The sequence below is a fragment of the Ramlibacter sp. genome, from assembly GCF_028291745.1.
Classification (GTDB): domain Bacteria; phylum Pseudomonadota; class Gammaproteobacteria; order Burkholderiales; family Burkholderiaceae_C; genus Ramlibacter.
Window position 1 is genome coordinate 89,439 of record NZ_JAQGNQ010000083.1, and the last position, 15,093, is coordinate 104,531.

Annotated in this window: 15 protein-coding genes; 10 read left to right on the forward strand and 5 right to left on the reverse strand. The window is 67.2% G+C overall.

Annotation, left to right across the window (positions count from 1 at the left end; translation table 11 throughout):
* Window positions 1-3 precede the first annotated feature (3 nt).
* From JWP60_RS15255 to JWP60_RS15270, 4 genes are all read right to left on the reverse strand, one after another.
* Window positions 4-1,956, reverse strand: a complete 1,953-nt coding sequence (locus tag JWP60_RS15255; RefSeq protein WP_299792962.1) for a PAS domain-containing protein — start codon at window positions 1,954-1,956, stop codon at window positions 4-6.
* Complete coding sequence (locus JWP60_RS15260) at window positions 1,944-2,399, reverse strand: response regulator (RefSeq protein WP_299792965.1); 456 nt, start codon at window positions 2,397-2,399, stop codon at window positions 1,944-1,946. Before JWP60_RS15260 ends, JWP60_RS15255 begins: the two co-directional genes overlap by 13 nt.
* Entirely contained in the window at window positions 2,396-3,541 is a 1,146-nt protein-coding gene (locus JWP60_RS15265; protein WP_299792968.1) for a PAS domain-containing sensor histidine kinase, read from the reverse strand. Before JWP60_RS15265 ends, JWP60_RS15260 begins: the two co-directional genes overlap by 4 nt.
* 404 nt (window positions 3,542-3,945) lie before the next feature.
* Complete coding sequence (locus tag JWP60_RS15270) at window positions 3,946-4,680, reverse strand: GntR family transcriptional regulator (RefSeq protein WP_299792971.1); 735 nt, start codon at window positions 4,678-4,680, stop codon at window positions 3,946-3,948.
* A 130-nt stretch (window positions 4,681-4,810) separates the two neighbouring features.
* Between JWP60_RS15270 and JWP60_RS15275 the strand changes: the two genes are divergently transcribed.
* From JWP60_RS15275 to JWP60_RS15315, 9 genes are read left to right on the forward strand one after another with little or no spacing between them, the layout of a single operon-like run.
* The gene (locus tag JWP60_RS15275; RefSeq protein WP_299792974.1) at window positions 4,811-5,701 is read left to right on the forward strand and encodes a dihydrodipicolinate synthase family protein; all 891 of its coding nucleotides are present in this window, start codon (window positions 4,811-4,813) and stop codon (window positions 5,699-5,701) included.
* A 19-nt stretch (window positions 5,702-5,720) separates the two neighbouring features.
* A complete protein-coding gene (locus JWP60_RS15280) occupies window positions 5,721-6,719 on the forward strand; it encodes a dihydroxyacetone kinase subunit DhaK (protein WP_299792977.1) in 999 nt (332 codons plus the stop codon).
* Window positions 6,719-7,336, forward strand: a complete 618-nt coding sequence (locus tag JWP60_RS15285; RefSeq protein WP_299792979.1) for a DAK2 domain-containing protein — start codon at window positions 6,719-6,721, stop codon at window positions 7,334-7,336. The genes JWP60_RS15280 and JWP60_RS15285 overlap by 1 nt, the downstream gene beginning before the upstream one ends.
* Before the next feature lie 9 nt (window positions 7,337-7,345).
* The gene (locus JWP60_RS15290) at window positions 7,346-8,038 is read left to right on the forward strand and encodes a GntR family transcriptional regulator (protein ID WP_299792982.1); all 693 of its coding nucleotides are present in this window, start codon (window positions 7,346-7,348) and stop codon (window positions 8,036-8,038) included.
* Window positions 8,039-8,077: 39 nt separating this feature from the next.
* Window positions 8,078-9,076, forward strand: coding sequence for a tripartite tricarboxylate transporter substrate binding protein (locus JWP60_RS15295; RefSeq protein ID WP_299792985.1), 999 nt, complete (start codon window positions 8,078-8,080; stop codon window positions 9,074-9,076).
* Between the two features lie 12 nt (window positions 9,077-9,088).
* Complete coding sequence (locus JWP60_RS15300) at window positions 9,089-9,841, forward strand: SDR family oxidoreductase (protein ID WP_299792988.1); 753 nt, start codon at window positions 9,089-9,091, stop codon at window positions 9,839-9,841.
* 47 nt (window positions 9,842-9,888) lie between these two features.
* Window positions 9,889-10,653, forward strand: a complete 765-nt coding sequence (locus JWP60_RS15305; protein ID WP_299792992.1) for an aldolase/citrate lyase family protein — start codon at window positions 9,889-9,891, stop codon at window positions 10,651-10,653.
* Window positions 10,653-11,600, forward strand: a complete 948-nt coding sequence (locus tag JWP60_RS15310) for an SMP-30/gluconolactonase/LRE family protein (protein ID WP_299792995.1) — start codon at window positions 10,653-10,655, stop codon at window positions 11,598-11,600. Before JWP60_RS15305 ends, JWP60_RS15310 begins: the two co-directional genes overlap by 1 nt.
* A 25-nt stretch (window positions 11,601-11,625) precedes the next feature.
* Window positions 11,626-12,285, forward strand: coding sequence for an aspartate/glutamate racemase family protein (locus tag JWP60_RS15315; protein ID WP_299792998.1), 660 nt, complete (start codon window positions 11,626-11,628; stop codon window positions 12,283-12,285).
* Between the two features lie 76 nt (window positions 12,286-12,361).
* Here JWP60_RS15315 and JWP60_RS15320 read toward each other — a convergent pair whose 3' ends face one another.
* Window positions 12,362-14,233 (reverse strand): AI-2E family transporter, encoded by a 1,872-nt coding sequence (locus JWP60_RS15320; RefSeq protein WP_299793001.1) that lies wholly within the window; start codon window positions 14,231-14,233, stop codon window positions 12,362-12,364.
* 191 nt (window positions 14,234-14,424) lie between these two features.
* Between JWP60_RS15320 and JWP60_RS15325 the strand changes: the two genes are divergently transcribed.
* Window positions 14,425-14,862 (forward strand): cupin domain-containing protein, encoded by a 438-nt coding sequence (locus tag JWP60_RS15325; RefSeq protein ID WP_299793004.1) that lies wholly within the window; start codon window positions 14,425-14,427, stop codon window positions 14,860-14,862.
* Window positions 14,863-15,093: the final 231 nt, after the last annotated feature.

Here is a 15,093-nt window from a genome sequence, read left to right on the forward strand (position 1 = left end):
CCCTCAGGCAGGCGCAGTGCCATCGGCCAAAGGGAGGTAGACCGTGAACGTGCTCCCCTGACCCACCGCGCTCTTCACGTCGATGGCGCCACCCGTATCGGCGACGATGGCGTAGACGATCGAGAGGCCCAGGCCGGTTCCCCGGCCGACTTCCTTGGTGGTGAAGAACGGCTCCATCATGCGCGACAGCGTCGCCTCGTCCATGCCGCAGCCCTCGTCCCCGACGCACAGGCACGCGTGCGGGCCTGGCCGGAGCGTGCCGTGCGACAGCACGCTCTGCTCTGCGATTTCCGTGACTGCCAGATCCACGTGCAAGTGACCGCTGCCGCTCATCGCCTGCATCGCATTGCTGCACAGGTTCATGACCACCTGGTGCAGCTCGGTGGCATCGCCGATCACCACGAGCGGCGGCCCGGGGAGGCTGGCTTCGAGAACGATGTTCGGCAGCAGCGTGCCCCGCACCAGCTCCAGGGTCTCCGCCAGCACCTCCGACAGGTCGACCCGCACCCGTTTGCCGCGCTGACTGCGGCTGTAGACCAGGAGTTGCTGCACCAGCGCGCGCCCGCGGTTCGCGGCCTTGAGTACGTTCTCCGCATAGCGCCTGAGAGCGGAGGCCTCGGGCGTTTCGTCGACCAGCGTCTCACCGTATGCGAGGATGCCGCCCAGCACGTTGTTGAAGTCGTGCGCGATGCCGCCGGCGACCCGCCCGATCGCCTCCATTTTCTCGGCCTGCCGCAGCCGGGACTCCATTCGCCGCAACTCGTCCTCGGCCTGGTGCCGCTCCGTGGCGTCGGCCATGACTCCCACGATGCGCACCGGTTCGCCTGCCTGGTCGAAGAACATCCGGCCCTTCGCCTGCAGCCAGTGCACGGAGCCGTCCGGATGAATGACGCGGTACTCCGCGGCGACATCGCCCGAGTCCCTGGCGCGCGCGATCGCGGCCTTCACGGCCGGCCAATCGTCCGGATGGACCAGCTTTTTCCAGGTGTCGAAGCTCAGTTCGGGGGCCCCCGGCCCGCGTCCGTACATCGCATCGAGGTCCGCCGACCAGCGATTGGCCCCGACGCCCACGCCGATGCGCCACTCGAATGCGGCTGCGCGCGCGGCCTTCTGCGCGAGATCGAGCATTTCCTGGCGCGCCAGCAGCGCCGCTTCCGCCTGCACGCGCTCCGTGATGTCCGAGGTCGTGCCGATGAATTCGTCGACTTCACCCGCTTCGTTCAAGACCGGGCGGCCCATGGTGCGCAGATGCCGGATGGATCCATCCGGCACGACCACGCGATAGCTCAAGGCATAAGCCCGTTTCGCGCCCGTCGCGTCTTCGAAGGCGTGCCGCACGCGCGATCGGTCCTCGGGATGAACCGCGCTCAGGAACAGATCAACGGACGGCTCTTCCTCCCCCGGTTCGAACCCCAGCACGCGGTAGTGCTCTTCCGACCAGGTCACCTTCCCGGTGGCCAGCACCCATCCCCAGCTCCCGGTGTGGCTGATCCTCTGGCCCTCGGCGAGGAACGCCTCGCTGCGTCGCAACTGCTGTTCCGCCTGCTTGCGCTCGGCCCGGTCCCGGGCCTCGCGCAAGGCCCGGCGCACCGAGCTCACGATCCTCGCCAGCCGCTGCTTGAGGACGTAGTCGGTTGCGCCGATCTTGAGCGCGTCGATCGCCACCTCCTCGCCCAGGGTTCCGGAAACGAAGATGAACGGGACATCGGGACGCTTTTCCAGCGCGATCTTCAACGCCGAGAGGCCGTCGAAGGAAGGCAGGGAAAAGTCGGCGAGGATCAGGTCGAACGCGGCGGCATCGAGCGCAGCGATGTAGTCGTTCGCGGATTCGACCCGGGTCACCTGGCAGACGATCCCTTCGCTCTCGAGCACATCCCGGATGAGTTCGGCATCCCTCGCGTTGTCTTCGAGATGCAGGATGCGCAGAGCCGGGTCTGCGGAGCTCAGCGCTTCCATCCGACGCTGCCCGGCGGCGCCTCGTTGATGATCGCCCAGAAGATTCCGAGCTCCTTGATCGCGTTGACGAATTCGTGGAAATCGACCGGCTTGACCACATAGGCGTTCACGCCCAGCTGGTAGCTCGTCACCATGTCCGACTCCTCCCGGGAGGACGTGAGGACCACGACGGGGACCATCCTCAACCTCTCGTCGGCCTTGATCCGCTGCAGCACTTCCAGCCCGTTGATCTTGGGCAATTTCAGGTCGAGCAGCAGGACGGCGGGGCTCTCCTTCGCGCGCTCCGCGAAGTCGCCCCGGCAATAGAGGTAGTCGAGAGCCTCTGCGCCGTCGCGCACGAGGACGACCTCGTTCGCCAGGTTGTAGTCGCCCAGCGCCTCCAGCGTGAGCTCGACATCCTTTGGGTCGTCCTCGACCAGCAAGATCCTTCCCAGTCCGCTCATGGTTGGCTCCTTTCGGTGGCCGGGGCCGAGAAATAGAAGGTGGCGCCCCCATCCACAATGCCGTCCGCCCAGACCCTGCCCCCGTGGCGAGCCACGATGCGTTGCACCGTGGCCAGTCCGATGCCGGTGCCTTCGAAGGCTTCGAGGGTGTGAAGCCGCTGGAACACGCCGAACAGCTTGTTCGCATACTGCATGTCGAAGCCCACTCCGTTGTCCCTGACGTACACCACGACCTCGCCTTCCCTGGCATCGGCGCAGCCGATCTCGATCTCGGCTTGCGGCTGCGTGCGCGTGAACTTGACGGCGTTGGAAAGGAGATTGACGAGGGCGATTCTCAGCATCGCGCGGTCGCCATGCAGCGAGGGCAGGGCACCGATCTTCCAGGCGATCTTGCGCCCGTTCTCATCCCCTTCGACTTCCTTCTTCACTTCCCGTACCAGGTCGCCCAGGTCCACGAGCGTGTTGCGCGTATCGGCGCGCCCGATCTTCGAGAAGGCCAGGAGGTCGTCGATCAGCTCGCCCATCTTCTTCGCCGATTCCAGGACCATCGCCACATAGCGGCGGCTCTTCTCGTCCAGCGTCGCGTGGGCGTTCTTCTGCAGCAGCTCGGTATAGCCCACGACGTGCCGCAGCGGCGCCCGCAGGTCATGCGACGTGGAATACGCGAAGGCTTCCAGCTCCTTGTTGCTCACCTCGAGCTCGGTGCTTCGTCGTTCGAGGTCCGCATTGAGCTTTCGCAGGTCGTGGCGCGCCTGGCGCAGCTCCTGCTCGATCCGGCGCCTCGTCGCGCCGAACCAGCCGACCATGACCGCGAACAGGATATAGGCGGCAATGTAGGGGTAGTTGGCGCTTTCGATGACGAGGCTGTAGCGCGGGTCGATGAAGAAGAAGTCGAAGCCCACGGTCGAGAGCAGGATTGCGAGAGCGCCCGGGCCTGGCCCCGCGTACCAGACCGTGGCCGCGACGACCATGAGCAGGAGCGGAAATGCCAGGTTCTCCAGCCCCAGCTGTTGGGCGATCAAGCCCAGTCCGAGCGCGATCCCGAACAGGCCGGCAGCCAAACCGTAGGAACGCAGCCACGCAGGCGATGCGGCCGATGGTTGCCGCAGGAACTCCAGCATGTGCCCCGAATGCTCAGCCATGGAACGCTCCTCTGCTCGCCCTCCCATCCTATGCGTCCGACAGCAGGAACTGCAAGGTTTGTCGGGCTGGCGGCTCCTGAGGCCCGTGGCTCCGCAGTGAGATCGCGAAGCTGAAGGAGCAGTGCAGGGGACCCGGCACTGGTTCCTGCTGCTCGACGGCGCGCCCGAGCGGATATCCTTGAATGAGCATACGCTCAATCCGTTGGACGCTCGCAGTAGTGATGCGCAGCCACAAGCAGCCTTTTGCTGATTTGGCATATCCAACGCGGCCGAGAAGCTCGATCTGCAGGACCTGGGTCGGCGCGCGGCGTGCGCTGCCCCTGTCTTGCGGTCGGCACGTCTTTTTCGGTACGGCCACAAGCGCTACCGAGGGGCGCCCGGCGATGTAAGCCAAGCGACGCCACTCAAGCGCCTTCGCGCAGGATGGTGTGCAGCACGCGTTGGCGTGATTGCTCCACGTGCTCCTGCATCGCCTGCACGGCCCCGGCCTGATCGCGTGCCTTGAGCAGCGCGATGAACTTCAGGTGCTCCTCCATGGCCGGCACGACGCGGTGCCGACGCACCTGCTGCGCATCGAGGCGAATCATGCGCACGTGCAGGCTGTTGGCGCGGTAGATCTCTGAAAGGATCTCGTTGCCCATCGCATCGACCATGCGGTCGTGCAGTTGCCAGTCCACGGCGAGCGCGTCCTGGTCGAGGCGCGGATCGGGCTTGCCGGAGAGCGCCCGTTCCAGCACGGCGCGGTGCTGCCTTTCCTCCTCGTCCAGCTCTTCGTCGCTGGCCGTGCGCACGTAGTGCAGGACCGCCTCGCGCTCGATCATCGAGCGCACCTGGAAGGCATTGCGGATCAGCTTGAGGTCGATGTGCGCGATCTGCAGGCCGCGCTTGGGCACGGTAACCAGCAGGCGGGCGGCTTCCAGGCGGGGAATCATTTCCCGCACGGCGCCCAGCGGCACCGCCAGCAGCTTGACCAGTTCGCGCTGCGATACGAACTGGCCCGCCCGCAGGTGGCCGGCCAGGATCTGCTGGCGGAAGCGCTCATAGGCCAGCGCCCGCAGGCTCGGCGGAACGGGGGCTTCGTCCCCGGCGCCGGGCGGCGGCACGGGCGCGGTTTTTCTTTTGGTGGCGGGTGGAGTCACGGCCCCATTGTCGCGCGCGTCTACCGCGGGTCCGCACGCATCCGTGTCAGGGTTTGTCCTGTGACATGACGCTGACATGTCAGTAGAACATCAGCGCGTCATAACACCGCATCGCAAGGAAAGCAGAGCCATGAACCACGACCTAACCGGCATCATCCCGCCCATCGTCACCCCGTTTACCGCCGACGGCGAAGTCGACGAGCAGGCCTTCCGCGGGGTCGTCCGCTTCATGGTCAGGAAGAAGGTCCACGGCATCTGCGTGGGCGGCAGCTCCGGCGAAGGCCACACCTACTCGCCCGAGGAATTCAAGCGCCTGATGGAGATCGCCTGCGAAGAGGTGAACGGCGCCATTCCCGTGATCGCCGGCATCATCGTCAACAGCACGCGCGACGCCATCGCCCGCGCGAAGTCGATCGCCCACCTGCCGATGGCGGGCCTGCAGGTCACCCCGGTGCACTACGTGTTCAAGCCGGACGAAGACTCGACCTACAAGCACTTCAAGGCGCTGTCCGAGTCGACGAAGTTCCCGGTCATCATCTACAACGTCGTGCCCTGGAACTACCTCAGCCCCGCGCTGCTGGTGCGCATCATGCGCGACATGCCGGGCGTGATCGGCGTCAAGCAATCCGCTGGCGACCTGAAGCTGATGGCCGACCTGCTGATCAACCTGCCGGCCGGCAAGAAGGTCTACAGCGCCGTCGACGCGCTGCTCTATCCCTCCTTTGCCCTGGGCTGCCACGGCACCATCGCCGCCAACCCCGCGGCGGTGCCGGGCGTGTGCCTGAACCTGTGGAACGCGGTGCAGGCCGGCGACCACAAGAAGGCCAAGGAGATCCACGAAGCCCTGCTGCGCTTCTGGAACACGATCGCCTTCGACAACCTGCCGGCCAACATCAAGTTCTCGTTGTCGCTGCAAGGCTGCGAGACCGGCGTGCCGCGCATGCCCATGCCCGCGACGTCCGAGCAGCAGGCCGTGGCGATCCGGCGCGAGCTGGACCGCGTGCTGCGCTACGACATCTGAGCGCAAGCCGGACGCCGCCATGAAGAAGATCCTGAACAGTCCGCAGGCCTACGTCGACGAGATGCTCGAAGGCCTGGTGGCCGCGCATCCCGAGGCGTTGCGGCGCCTGGGCGACGACGGCCGGGTGATCGCCCGCACCGTCGGTACCTCCCCGGGCAAGGTGGGCATCGTCACCGGCGGCGGCTCCGGCCACCTGCCGGTGTTCCTCGGCTACGTGGGCGAAGGCCTGCTCGATGCCTGCGCCGTCGGCAACGTGTTTGCCGGCCCGCGCGTGGCTGACTGCCAGGCGGCCGTGCGCGCGGCCGACGCCGGGGCCGGCGTGCTGCAGCTGTATGGCAACTACGGCGGCGACCGCATGAACTTCGACATGTGCCAGGAGTTCCTGCAGATGGAAGGCCTGGAGGTCACCTCGGTGCGCGTGGCCGACGACGTGGCCAGCGCCAGCACGGAAGACCGGATGAAGCGTCGCGGCGTCGCCGGCATGGTGTACGCGTTCAAGATCGCCGGTGCCCGTGCCGCTGAAGGCGCCTCCCTGAAGCAAGTGACGGCCGCCGCACAGAAGGCTGCCGATGCCTGCCGCTCGATCGGCGTGGCGCTCACGCCCTGCGTGGTGCCGGAATCGGGCAAGGCCAGTTTCACCATCGCCGACAGCGAGATCGAGTTCGGCATGGGCATCCATGGCGAGCCGGGCATCTGGCGCGGCGCCATGAAGAGCGCCGACGCCCTGGCCGACGAAATGCTGTCGCACCTGCTGCCGGAACTGCCGCTGGATCGCGGCAGCCGCGTCGCGGTGCTGGTGAACAGCCTGGGCGCGACGCCGCACGAGGAGCTCTACATCCTCTATCGCCGCATCGCGCAGGTGCTGGCGCAGCGTGGCATCACGCCCGTGATGCCGCTGGTGGGCCGCTATGCCACGTCGATGGAAATGGCCGGCGCCTCGCTGACGCTGATGCCTCTCGACGCCGAGCTGGAGCGCCTGCTGAAGGCGCCGGCGCAGTGCCCGTTCTGGAGGGTGTGATGCACGACCAGACCCTGGTGGATGCCACCGTGCTGCACTCCGCGCTGGCCCGCTGCTGCGACGCTCTGGAGGCGGCGGCGCCCGAACTCAATGCGCTCGATGGCTGCCTGGGCGATGGCGACCTGGGCGCCACGCTTTCCAAGTGCGCGGCCAACATCCGCGAGTTGCTCGTCGCTGCGCCGACGACACTCGATGACTTGCTCAAGGGCTGCGCGCAAGCGTGTGCCCGTGCCTCCGGTTCGAGTTTCGGCACGCTGCTGGCGCTCGCCTTCCTCACCGCCGCCAAGAGCATCGGCGAGCGCGCCGCGCTGGACCGCGCCGGCTTGGTCGAATTGCTCGATGGCGTGGAAGCTGCGCTCTCGCAGCGGGGTGGCGCCGTGCAGGGCGACAAGACCATGCTCGATAGCCTGGCCGCCATTGCCAGCGCGCTGCGGCATGCCAGGGATGGCGCGCCGTCGGCGCTCAAGACGATGGTGCGGGCGGCGGCGCAGGAGGCGCTCGATGCCTTTCGCAATCGCCCCAACCGCATCGGTCGCGCGCGCATGTTCGCGCAGCGCAGCATCGGCCTGGACGACCCCGGCATGGTCGCCGTGCAGCGCATGGTGCAGGCGCTTTAGGACCCTCTCGTGAACACGCGCGTGCTCTCCGGCCGGGCCGAGGCCTACGAACGCTTCTGCGAGCAACTGCGCGGAGCGCGGCTGCGGCCGGGCCAGTTCGTTTCGCAACGCGAGCTGGTCGAGATGCTGCACATGCCGCTGGGCGCCGTGCGCGAACTGATCCCGCGCCTGGAAGCGGCCGGCCTGCTGCTGACGGTACCGAAACGGGGACTGCAGATCGCGCCGGTGGACCTCAAGCTGATTCGCAATGCCTTCCAGGTGCGCTCGATGGTGGAACGCGAGGCCATCGTGCACTTCAGCCAGGTCGTCACGCCGGCGGAGCTCGACACGATCGAGGCCGAGCACCTGCGCATGCTGGCGCGGGCGCAGTCTGCGGTGCCCGACCTCCTGCTCGATCACGACGCGCAGCAACTGGACTGGGGCCTGCACGACCGCATGGTCGACGCCATGGGCAACGAGATCCTGTCCGAGATCTACCGCGTCAACAGCCTGCACGTGCGGCTGATCGCGCTGGACGCGAGCCAGATCGCCAGCGAGCGCGTGGTGCCCGCGATGCAGGAGCACCTCGGCTTCCTGGCGGCCTTGCGCCAGCGTGACGCCGCCGCGGCCGTGGCGGCTCTGATGCACCACATCGGCAGCTCGCGCCAGCGAGTCGTCGACGCCTCCTTCCGCCGCACCGGCGCGCTGCCGGCGCTTTCCTGACTCCCCTCCCTGCAACACAATCCTTTCCGGAGACAAACCATGAAGACCGCAGCCACCTCCCGCCGCGTCGCGCTCGCCTCGCTGGCGCTCGCCGCACTGGCCACCTTCGCCCCGGCGCAGCAGGCCCTCGCGCAAGGCGGCAAGTCGCCGCTGCCCGAAGGCAACATCAACTTCATCGTCCCGGTGCCACCGGGCGGCGGCACGGACATGACTTTCCGCGCGCTGATGGAGGCCTCGCGTCCCTACCTCGATCGCACGGTGGTCGTGCTGAACCTGCCGGGCGCGGGTGGCGCCGTGGGGCTGGGGCAAGCGGCGCGCAAGCCGGCCAACGGGCTGAACCTGAACTCCTACACCTCGGAGATTTTCACCCTGCCGATCTTCATGCCGGTGAATCTCGCGGGCAAGGACTTCCGGCCGATCCTGATGGTCAACGAGGACCCGGCGTGCATCGTGGTGTCCGCCGATTCGAAGTTCCAGACGCTCGAGTCGCTGATCGCTGCGGCCAAGGCCAACCCGGGCGCCATCAGCATGGGCAACTCGGGCTTCGGCAACATCTGGCACCTGTCCGCCGCGGCCTTCGCCAAGAAGGCCGGCATCGAGCTGCTGCAGATCCCTTACAACGGCGCCTCGCCCACCGTGCAGGCGCTGCTTGGCGGCCACATCCAGGCCTTCGTCGCCAGCCCGCCGGAAGTGATCGAGCAGGTCAAGGGCGGCAAGATGAAGGTGCTGGCCGTGATGTCGGACAAGCGCAGCGCCATCCTGCCCGGCGTGCCCACGCTGAAGGAGAAGGGCATCGATCTCTCGATCGGCACCTGGCGCGCCGTCGGCGCCCCGGCCGGAACGCCGGATGAAGCGGTGAAATTCCTGCAGGACGGCTTTGCCAAGGGCATCAAGGAGAAGTCCTTCATCGAGTTCATGAACGCCCGCGGCCTCACGATCCGCTACCTGGACACCAAGGACACGATCGACTTCGTGGCCAGGGAGAGGCCTTTCTACGAAGCGCTGGCGACCGAGATCAAGGCCACCGCCAAGCCCTGACAGCGCGCCGCCATGAAAGCAGCCTTTGCAGATTGCGTGGCCGTGGTCACCGGCGGCGGCGCCGGCATCGGCCGCGCCGTGACCGAGGCGCTGCTGGCGGCCGGCGCGCGCGTAGCTGTCCTGGACCGCGACGTATCCGGAGTTCCCTCCGGGGCGCTGGCCCTGCAGGCGGATGTCGCCAGCGACGCCGAGGTGCACAGCGCGATCGGGTCCTTCGGTGCCGATGCCGGCCGCATCGACCTGCTCGTGAACAATGCCGGCATCAGCTATCCGGCCACCGTGGAAGACGGCCCGCTGGAAGACTGGCACCGGATCTTCGACATCAACGTGCTTGGTTACGTCCGCGCCACGCGCGCGGCGCTGCCCTTCCTGCGGCAGTCGCGGCACGCGGCCATCGTCAACATGTCCAGCTGCACCGCCGGCACCGGACTGCGCCGGCGCGTCCTCTACGCCGCCACCAAAGGCGCGATCGAGGCCATGACGCGGGCGATGCAGGCGGACCTGCTGCACGAGGGCATCCGCGTGAACTGCGTGGCGCCTGGCACGGTGGACACGCCCTTCATCGCCCGGCTGATCGAAGAGGCGCCGGATCCCCAGGCGCAGCGCCAGGTCTACGACAACCGGCAGCCGACGGGTTTCATGGTCTCCGCCGAGGAAGTCGCGCGGGCCGTGCTCTATCTCGCGCATCCCGAGGCGCGTTCCACCGTCGGCACGGTGCTCACTGTGGACGGCGGGATGGCCTCGCTGCGCCTGTTCGATTCTTGACCGCTGCCGTGCTCGCCCACGTGCCGCCCTTGCAACCCAGGACTCCCATGCAAACCCAGACCAACCGCTTCAAGCAGGCGTTGACCCAGCGCCAGCAGATCGGCATGTTCTCCACCCTCGCCAGCAACACGCTGGTGGAACTCTTCGCCGGCTGCGGCTTCGACTGGATCCTGCTCGATACCGAGCATTCGCCCAATGACCTGGGCGAAGTGATCGCGCAACTGCAGGCCATGGCCAGCTTCGAGGTGAGCGCCATCGTGCGCCCGGCCTGGTCCGACATGGTGCTGGTCAAGCGCCTGCTCGATGCCGGTGCACAGACGCTGCTGTTTCCCTCCGTGCAGTCCGCCGAGGAGGCCGCCGCCGCCGTCAGCTACACGCGTTATCCGCCGCACGGCGTGCGCGGCGTGTCGGGCAGTTCGCGCGCCGCCTGCTACGGCCTGAACACCGAGTACCTGCACAACGCGCAGTCCGAGCTGTGCGTGATCGTGCAGATCGAGACGGTGGAGGCCTTGCGCAACCTGGAAGCCATCGCTGGCGTCGAGGGTGTGGATGCGGTGTTCATCGGCCCGGCGGATCTGGCTGCCTCGATGGGCCACATCGGCAACGGCCAGCATCCCGAGGTGCAGGCCGCCGTGGACGATGCCTTCGCACGCCTGCGCCGCATCGGCAAGCCGGCGGGCTATCTCACCCTCAACGAAGCGGAAGCCAAACGCCGCATCGCGCAGGGCGTCGAGATGGTTGGCGTGGCCACGGACACGTCCATCATCATGCGCGGCGCCAAGGGGCTGCTGCAGCGGATGGCGGAGCGCTGATGGAGGCGATCCCGTCCTGGCAGCCCAGCCCGCGCTATCCCGATCCCGCGGTGCAGGTGTTGCACCCGAGCTTCGAGAAATACCGCATAGCTCTGGCGGCCGTGGAGCGGCTCGCCACCGGATTCCGCTTCACCGAAGGACCCGTGTGGTTCGGCGACGGCCGCTACCTCCTTTTCAGCGACATCCCGAACAACCGCATCATGAAGTGGGAGGAGGAGACGGGCGCGGTGGGCGTGTTCCGCAGGCCCTCGGATTTCGCCAATGGCAACACGCGCGATCGGCAAGGCCGGCTGGTGACCTGCGAGCACGGCAAGCGCCGCGTGACGCGCACCGAATACGACGGCCGCATCACGGTGCTGGCCGACCGCTTCGAAGGCAAGCCGCTCAACGCGCCGAACGACGTCGTGGCCAAGTCCGACGGCAGCCTCTGGTTCACCGATCCGCCCTTCGGCATCTCCAACGACTACGAGGGCTTCCGGGCCGAGCCGCAGTTGCCCACCAATGTGTACCGCATCGATGGCGAGAGCGGAACGGTGACGGTCGCGACCGGCGATATCCTGGGACCGAATGGCCTGGCGTTCTCGCCGGACGAATCAAAGCTCTACGTGGTGCAAAGCCGCGCCCGGCCCCAGCGCAACATCGTGGCCTGCGACGTCGTCGACGGCAAGCTGCTGCGCAACCCACGCGTGCTGGTCGACTGCGGACCGGGCATCCCCGACGGCCTGCGCGTCGACGAGGACGGCAACCTCTGGTGCGGCTGGGGCATGGGCGATCCCGAGCTCGATGGCGTGATGGTGTTCTCGCCGCAAGGCGAGCGCATCGGCCGCATCCGCCTGCCCGAGCGCTGCGCCAACCTGTGCTTCGGCGGGCTGCAGCGCAATCGCCTCTTCATGGCCGGCAGCCAGTCGCTGTACAGCCTCTACGTCAACACCCGGGGCGCGGTCTAGCGCCCCGCATTGCAAGGAGAAGCACATGACCGTGCGCGTCGCGTTCGTCCATACGGTGGGCTTTCTCGCCGATGAATTCCGCAAGCTGATGCGGGCGCAGCAGCCGGAAGTCGACGCCTTCCACATCCTCAACGAGAGCCTGCTGCAGGATCTGCTGCGTGGCGCCTCGCCAGCGCAGGTGCACCGCCGCGTCGCGGAGCAACTGATGCTCGCTGCCGATGCCGGCGCCGGTCTGATCGTGATGACCTGCTCGTCCACCTCGCCCGGGGTGGATGTGGCCCGCCGGATGACCGACCTGCCCATCCTCAAGATCGACGACCCGATGGCCGCGCAAGCCGTCCGCAGCGGGCAGCGCATCGGCCTGATGTGCACCGCAAGCAGCACGGTCGCGCCTAGCACCGCCTTGCTGCAGTCCCACGCCGTGCAGCAGGAGCGCGAAATCCAGGTGCGCACGGAAGTCAACGCGGCGGCTTACCAGGCGCTGTTGTCGGGGGACCGTGCAACCCACGACCTCCTCGTCCGCGATTCCGCGACGCGCCTGGCCAGGGAGGTCGATGTGCTCGTGCTGGCGCAGGCCTCACTCGCGCACCTGGCCGGCCCGCTGGCCGAGGAGTTGCCCTGTCCCGTGCTGGCGAGCCCGCCTTTGCTGATGCGCGAACTCGCCCGCTGCCTCGCCATTGCCTGAATTCCGGTGACCCTCTGAGCCGGGTTCCTTGGCCCGATCACTTCCGCTCCCGGCCCGAAGCAGGCATGCCGAAAGGTCAGATTGCGGCGGCGTCCAGACGACCACTGAGCTCGAACGCGACGGCCTCCGAGAACGATCGAACGAGGAGGTCGACCTGTCCCTGCACGACCGCTTCGTCTGCGACACCTTCCTCGAGGGGCAGCTTGACCGTCAGCAGCATGGCCTCCGGAAACGAGACGCGCACGTTGTTCGCGGCTGCTTGCCAGGCGTCCAGATTCTCCTCGAGCGGGTAGGCCAGGAACACTGTCGAAAATGGGGCAGACTTGCCCTCGTGCGGCGCGTCCAGCGTTCGAGCGAGCGACAAGCCGGCCGCCTGGATGCCTTCGTCCCGGAGTGCCTGCACCAGCAACTGCGTGAGCACGTCGTCGCGCGTGGTTCCGAGCCCTGCACAGAGGACAAGTTGGCCGGCACGCAGCGGTGGGGCTCCCTGCCAGCGATCGAGCCCCTGATCGCGCAGTGCGCGCAGGTGCGCGCCGACGTCCGCCTCCAGCAGCGAGGTGGATCGGCGCTTGCGACTGGCGCCCTCATGCCGCTTGACGGCGCTGAGGGATTCCGCGACTGCCGCGATGGTGAGCCGGATCCGATCCTGCTGCTCGCTGCCGATCCGGCCGACCCGGAAGTCGGCGGCGGCGAGAGCCAGGCCGGGCAGCAGGATCTGGTCGCAATAGCGCGCGAAGTTGCTGCGCCGCAGGTAGATCCGGGCGGCTGCAACGATCTCGCCCGATTCGCCGGAGAGTGCACGCTGGTAAAGCCGCAATCCGGCTGTCAGCCCAGGAGCCTCGCCGAAAAGAATCGAGATCGGCTCCAGCGCGCGCACGTGGCGCCCTGCCACGACAAGGCACAGGGTCATCGGCGTGGAGAGCAGGAGGCCCACAGGACCCCAGATGGCACCCCAGAACAGCGCGGAGACGATCACACCCAGGGGCGCCATGCCGCTGGTTTGGCCATAAACCCGGGGCTCCACCAGGTGCGCAACCAACGCTTCGAGCACGAGGAACAGGCCCGCGCTCCAGAACATGAGCGACCAGCCTGGATCGACGGCAGCGGCAAAAGCCGCGATGGCGGCACCGGCGGCCAGGGCGCCGACGTAGGGGACGAACCGCCCCACGCCCGCCAGCGCGCCCCAGAGGGCGGCGTGCGGAACGCCCACGATCCACAGGGCGGAGCCGAGCACGACTGCGAAGGTCACGTTCACGAAGAACTGGGAAACGAAGAACCGGGAGACGCCCTGGGCTGCATCTTCCACGGCTCGCATCGTCCTGCCTGCCTCCGCGCCGGCAAGGCTGATCATGCGGTCGCGAAGACCTTCATGCTCCAGAAGGATGAAGACCAGCAGCACCAGCACGATTCCTACCTGGCCAACCGGTCCCCACGCGAATGAGACGAGCCAGGCGATCGCCTCGGCCGCCGTCGTCGGCTCACGGCTCTGGACCGGCGGAGACTGTGGGTCGGCTGCCGCCTGGCCTGCTCGCCCACGCGGCTTGCTGGTGGTCGTCGGGTGCGCCGGCGGCACCACGGTGCGCAGCACCGATTCCATCTGCTCGAGCGGACGAACCGTGAGTTCCCTTGCATGCTCCAGTTTGGAGCGAATGGCTTCCCGGTACTGCGGCAGATCGGCCGCGACCGTGACCAGCTGGGACCCCAGCACTGCGGCCACCGCGGCGAGGCAGGCGCCCACGAGCACGACCGACACCAGTGCACCCGCCGCGTGTCCGAGGCCGATGCGCGCCAGCTTGCGTTTGAGTGGCGCAATCAGCAAGCTGAGAATGGCGGCCAGCGCGATCGGCGCAAGGAATGCGCGGCCGAAGTAGAGGATCGCCAGAACGCATCCGGTGGCGACGATGCGCCCCGTGCGCGAACCGAGTGGTGGTGGAATGTGCGGCAACAATGAGGTTCCGGTTAGAGCAAGGAGTGCCGAAGCAGGTTCTTGAAGCTGGCCGCGACCCTGTCGAGGAGCCCTTCGCCCGTGAGGATCAGGAGGTCGGCAGGTGCTTTCAGCCTCCGGATTGTCGGGCCGTCCTGGCCCGCCTGTCCTCCGAGCCCGCCGTTTGCTACGATCGCGCCGCAGAGGAGACGCAAATGACAGAGCAGGCTCGCAGCGATGATGCCTTGATCGGGATTGGGCAACTCTCGATTCGTTACCTGCGCGACGGCACTGCCAGGCAGGAGATGGGCAGCTTCGAGCTGACGGTTCCCGCCGGTTCCAATGTGCCGCCCGCGCACAGCCACTCGCACAACGACGAGTTCATCTATGTGCTCGAGGGCGTTCTTCGCTACCGGGTCGACGGGGAAGAACGCGACCTTTCAGCGGGGGACTGGATGTTCACGCCTCGCGGCGCGGTGCACGCATTCAGCAATCCGCATCGAGAGGCAGCGCGGGCACTGGTCACCAACACTCCCGACATCGGCGCCCAGTACTTCCGTGACGTTGCTGCGGTGCTGAGTGCAGGTGGCCCGCCCGACAAGGCGAAGCTGCTGCAGGTGATGGCTCGATACGGTCTGAAGCCTGCGACTTAGGAGTCGGGGCCGAGAATGGCTGCTTCGGCCAGAAGCGGCCTCACTCAAGAGCGCTTGAACACCAACAGCAGGTTGTTTGCAGGCATCGCATGCCGCTGCGCTAAGGAAGGTCTGAACATCTCGAAATCGAGAGTCGCACGTACTGGCGCGATTCTCGGAAACTCGATGAATTCATGATCTTGTGAGACGTCCCGCGCCTTTTTGAGCGACTTTCGGCGCCTTTATGCTGCT

Excerpts from the sequence above, each read along its gene's own strand:
- JWP60_RS15275 (WP_299792974.1), top strand. The coding sequence starts at position 4,811 with ATGAACCACGACCTAACCGGCATCATCCCGCCCATCGTCACCCCGTTT.
- JWP60_RS15255 (WP_299792962.1), bottom strand. The coding sequence starts at position 1,956 with ATGGAAGCGCTGAGCTCCGCAGACCCGGCTCTGCGCATCCTGCATCTC.
- JWP60_RS15315 (WP_299792998.1), top strand. The coding sequence starts at position 11,626 with ATGACCGTGCGCGTCGCGTTCGTCCATACGGTGGGCTTTCTCGCCGAT.
- JWP60_RS15300 (WP_299792988.1), top strand. The coding sequence starts at position 9,089 with ATGAAAGCAGCCTTTGCAGATTGCGTGGCCGTGGTCACCGGCGGCGGC.
- JWP60_RS15285 (WP_299792979.1), top strand. The coding sequence starts at position 6,719 with ATGCACGACCAGACCCTGGTGGATGCCACCGTGCTGCACTCCGCGCTG.
- JWP60_RS15265 (WP_299792968.1), bottom strand. The coding sequence starts at position 3,541 with ATGGCTGAGCATTCGGGGCACATGCTGGAGTTCCTGCGGCAACCATCG.
- JWP60_RS15260 (WP_299792965.1), bottom strand. The coding sequence starts at position 2,399 with ATGAGCGGACTGGGAAGGATCTTGCTGGTCGAGGACGACCCAAAGGAT.
- JWP60_RS15325 (WP_299793004.1), top strand. The coding sequence starts at position 14,425 with ATGACAGAGCAGGCTCGCAGCGATGATGCCTTGATCGGGATTGGGCAA.
- JWP60_RS15295 (WP_299792985.1), top strand. The coding sequence starts at position 8,078 with ATGAAGACCGCAGCCACCTCCCGCCGCGTCGCGCTCGCCTCGCTGGCG.
- JWP60_RS15280 (WP_299792977.1), top strand. The coding sequence starts at position 5,721 with ATGAAGAAGATCCTGAACAGTCCGCAGGCCTACGTCGACGAGATGCTC.
- JWP60_RS15310 (WP_299792995.1), top strand. The coding sequence starts at position 10,653 with ATGGAGGCGATCCCGTCCTGGCAGCCCAGCCCGCGCTATCCCGATCCC.
- JWP60_RS15305 (WP_299792992.1), top strand. The coding sequence starts at position 9,889 with ATGCAAACCCAGACCAACCGCTTCAAGCAGGCGTTGACCCAGCGCCAG.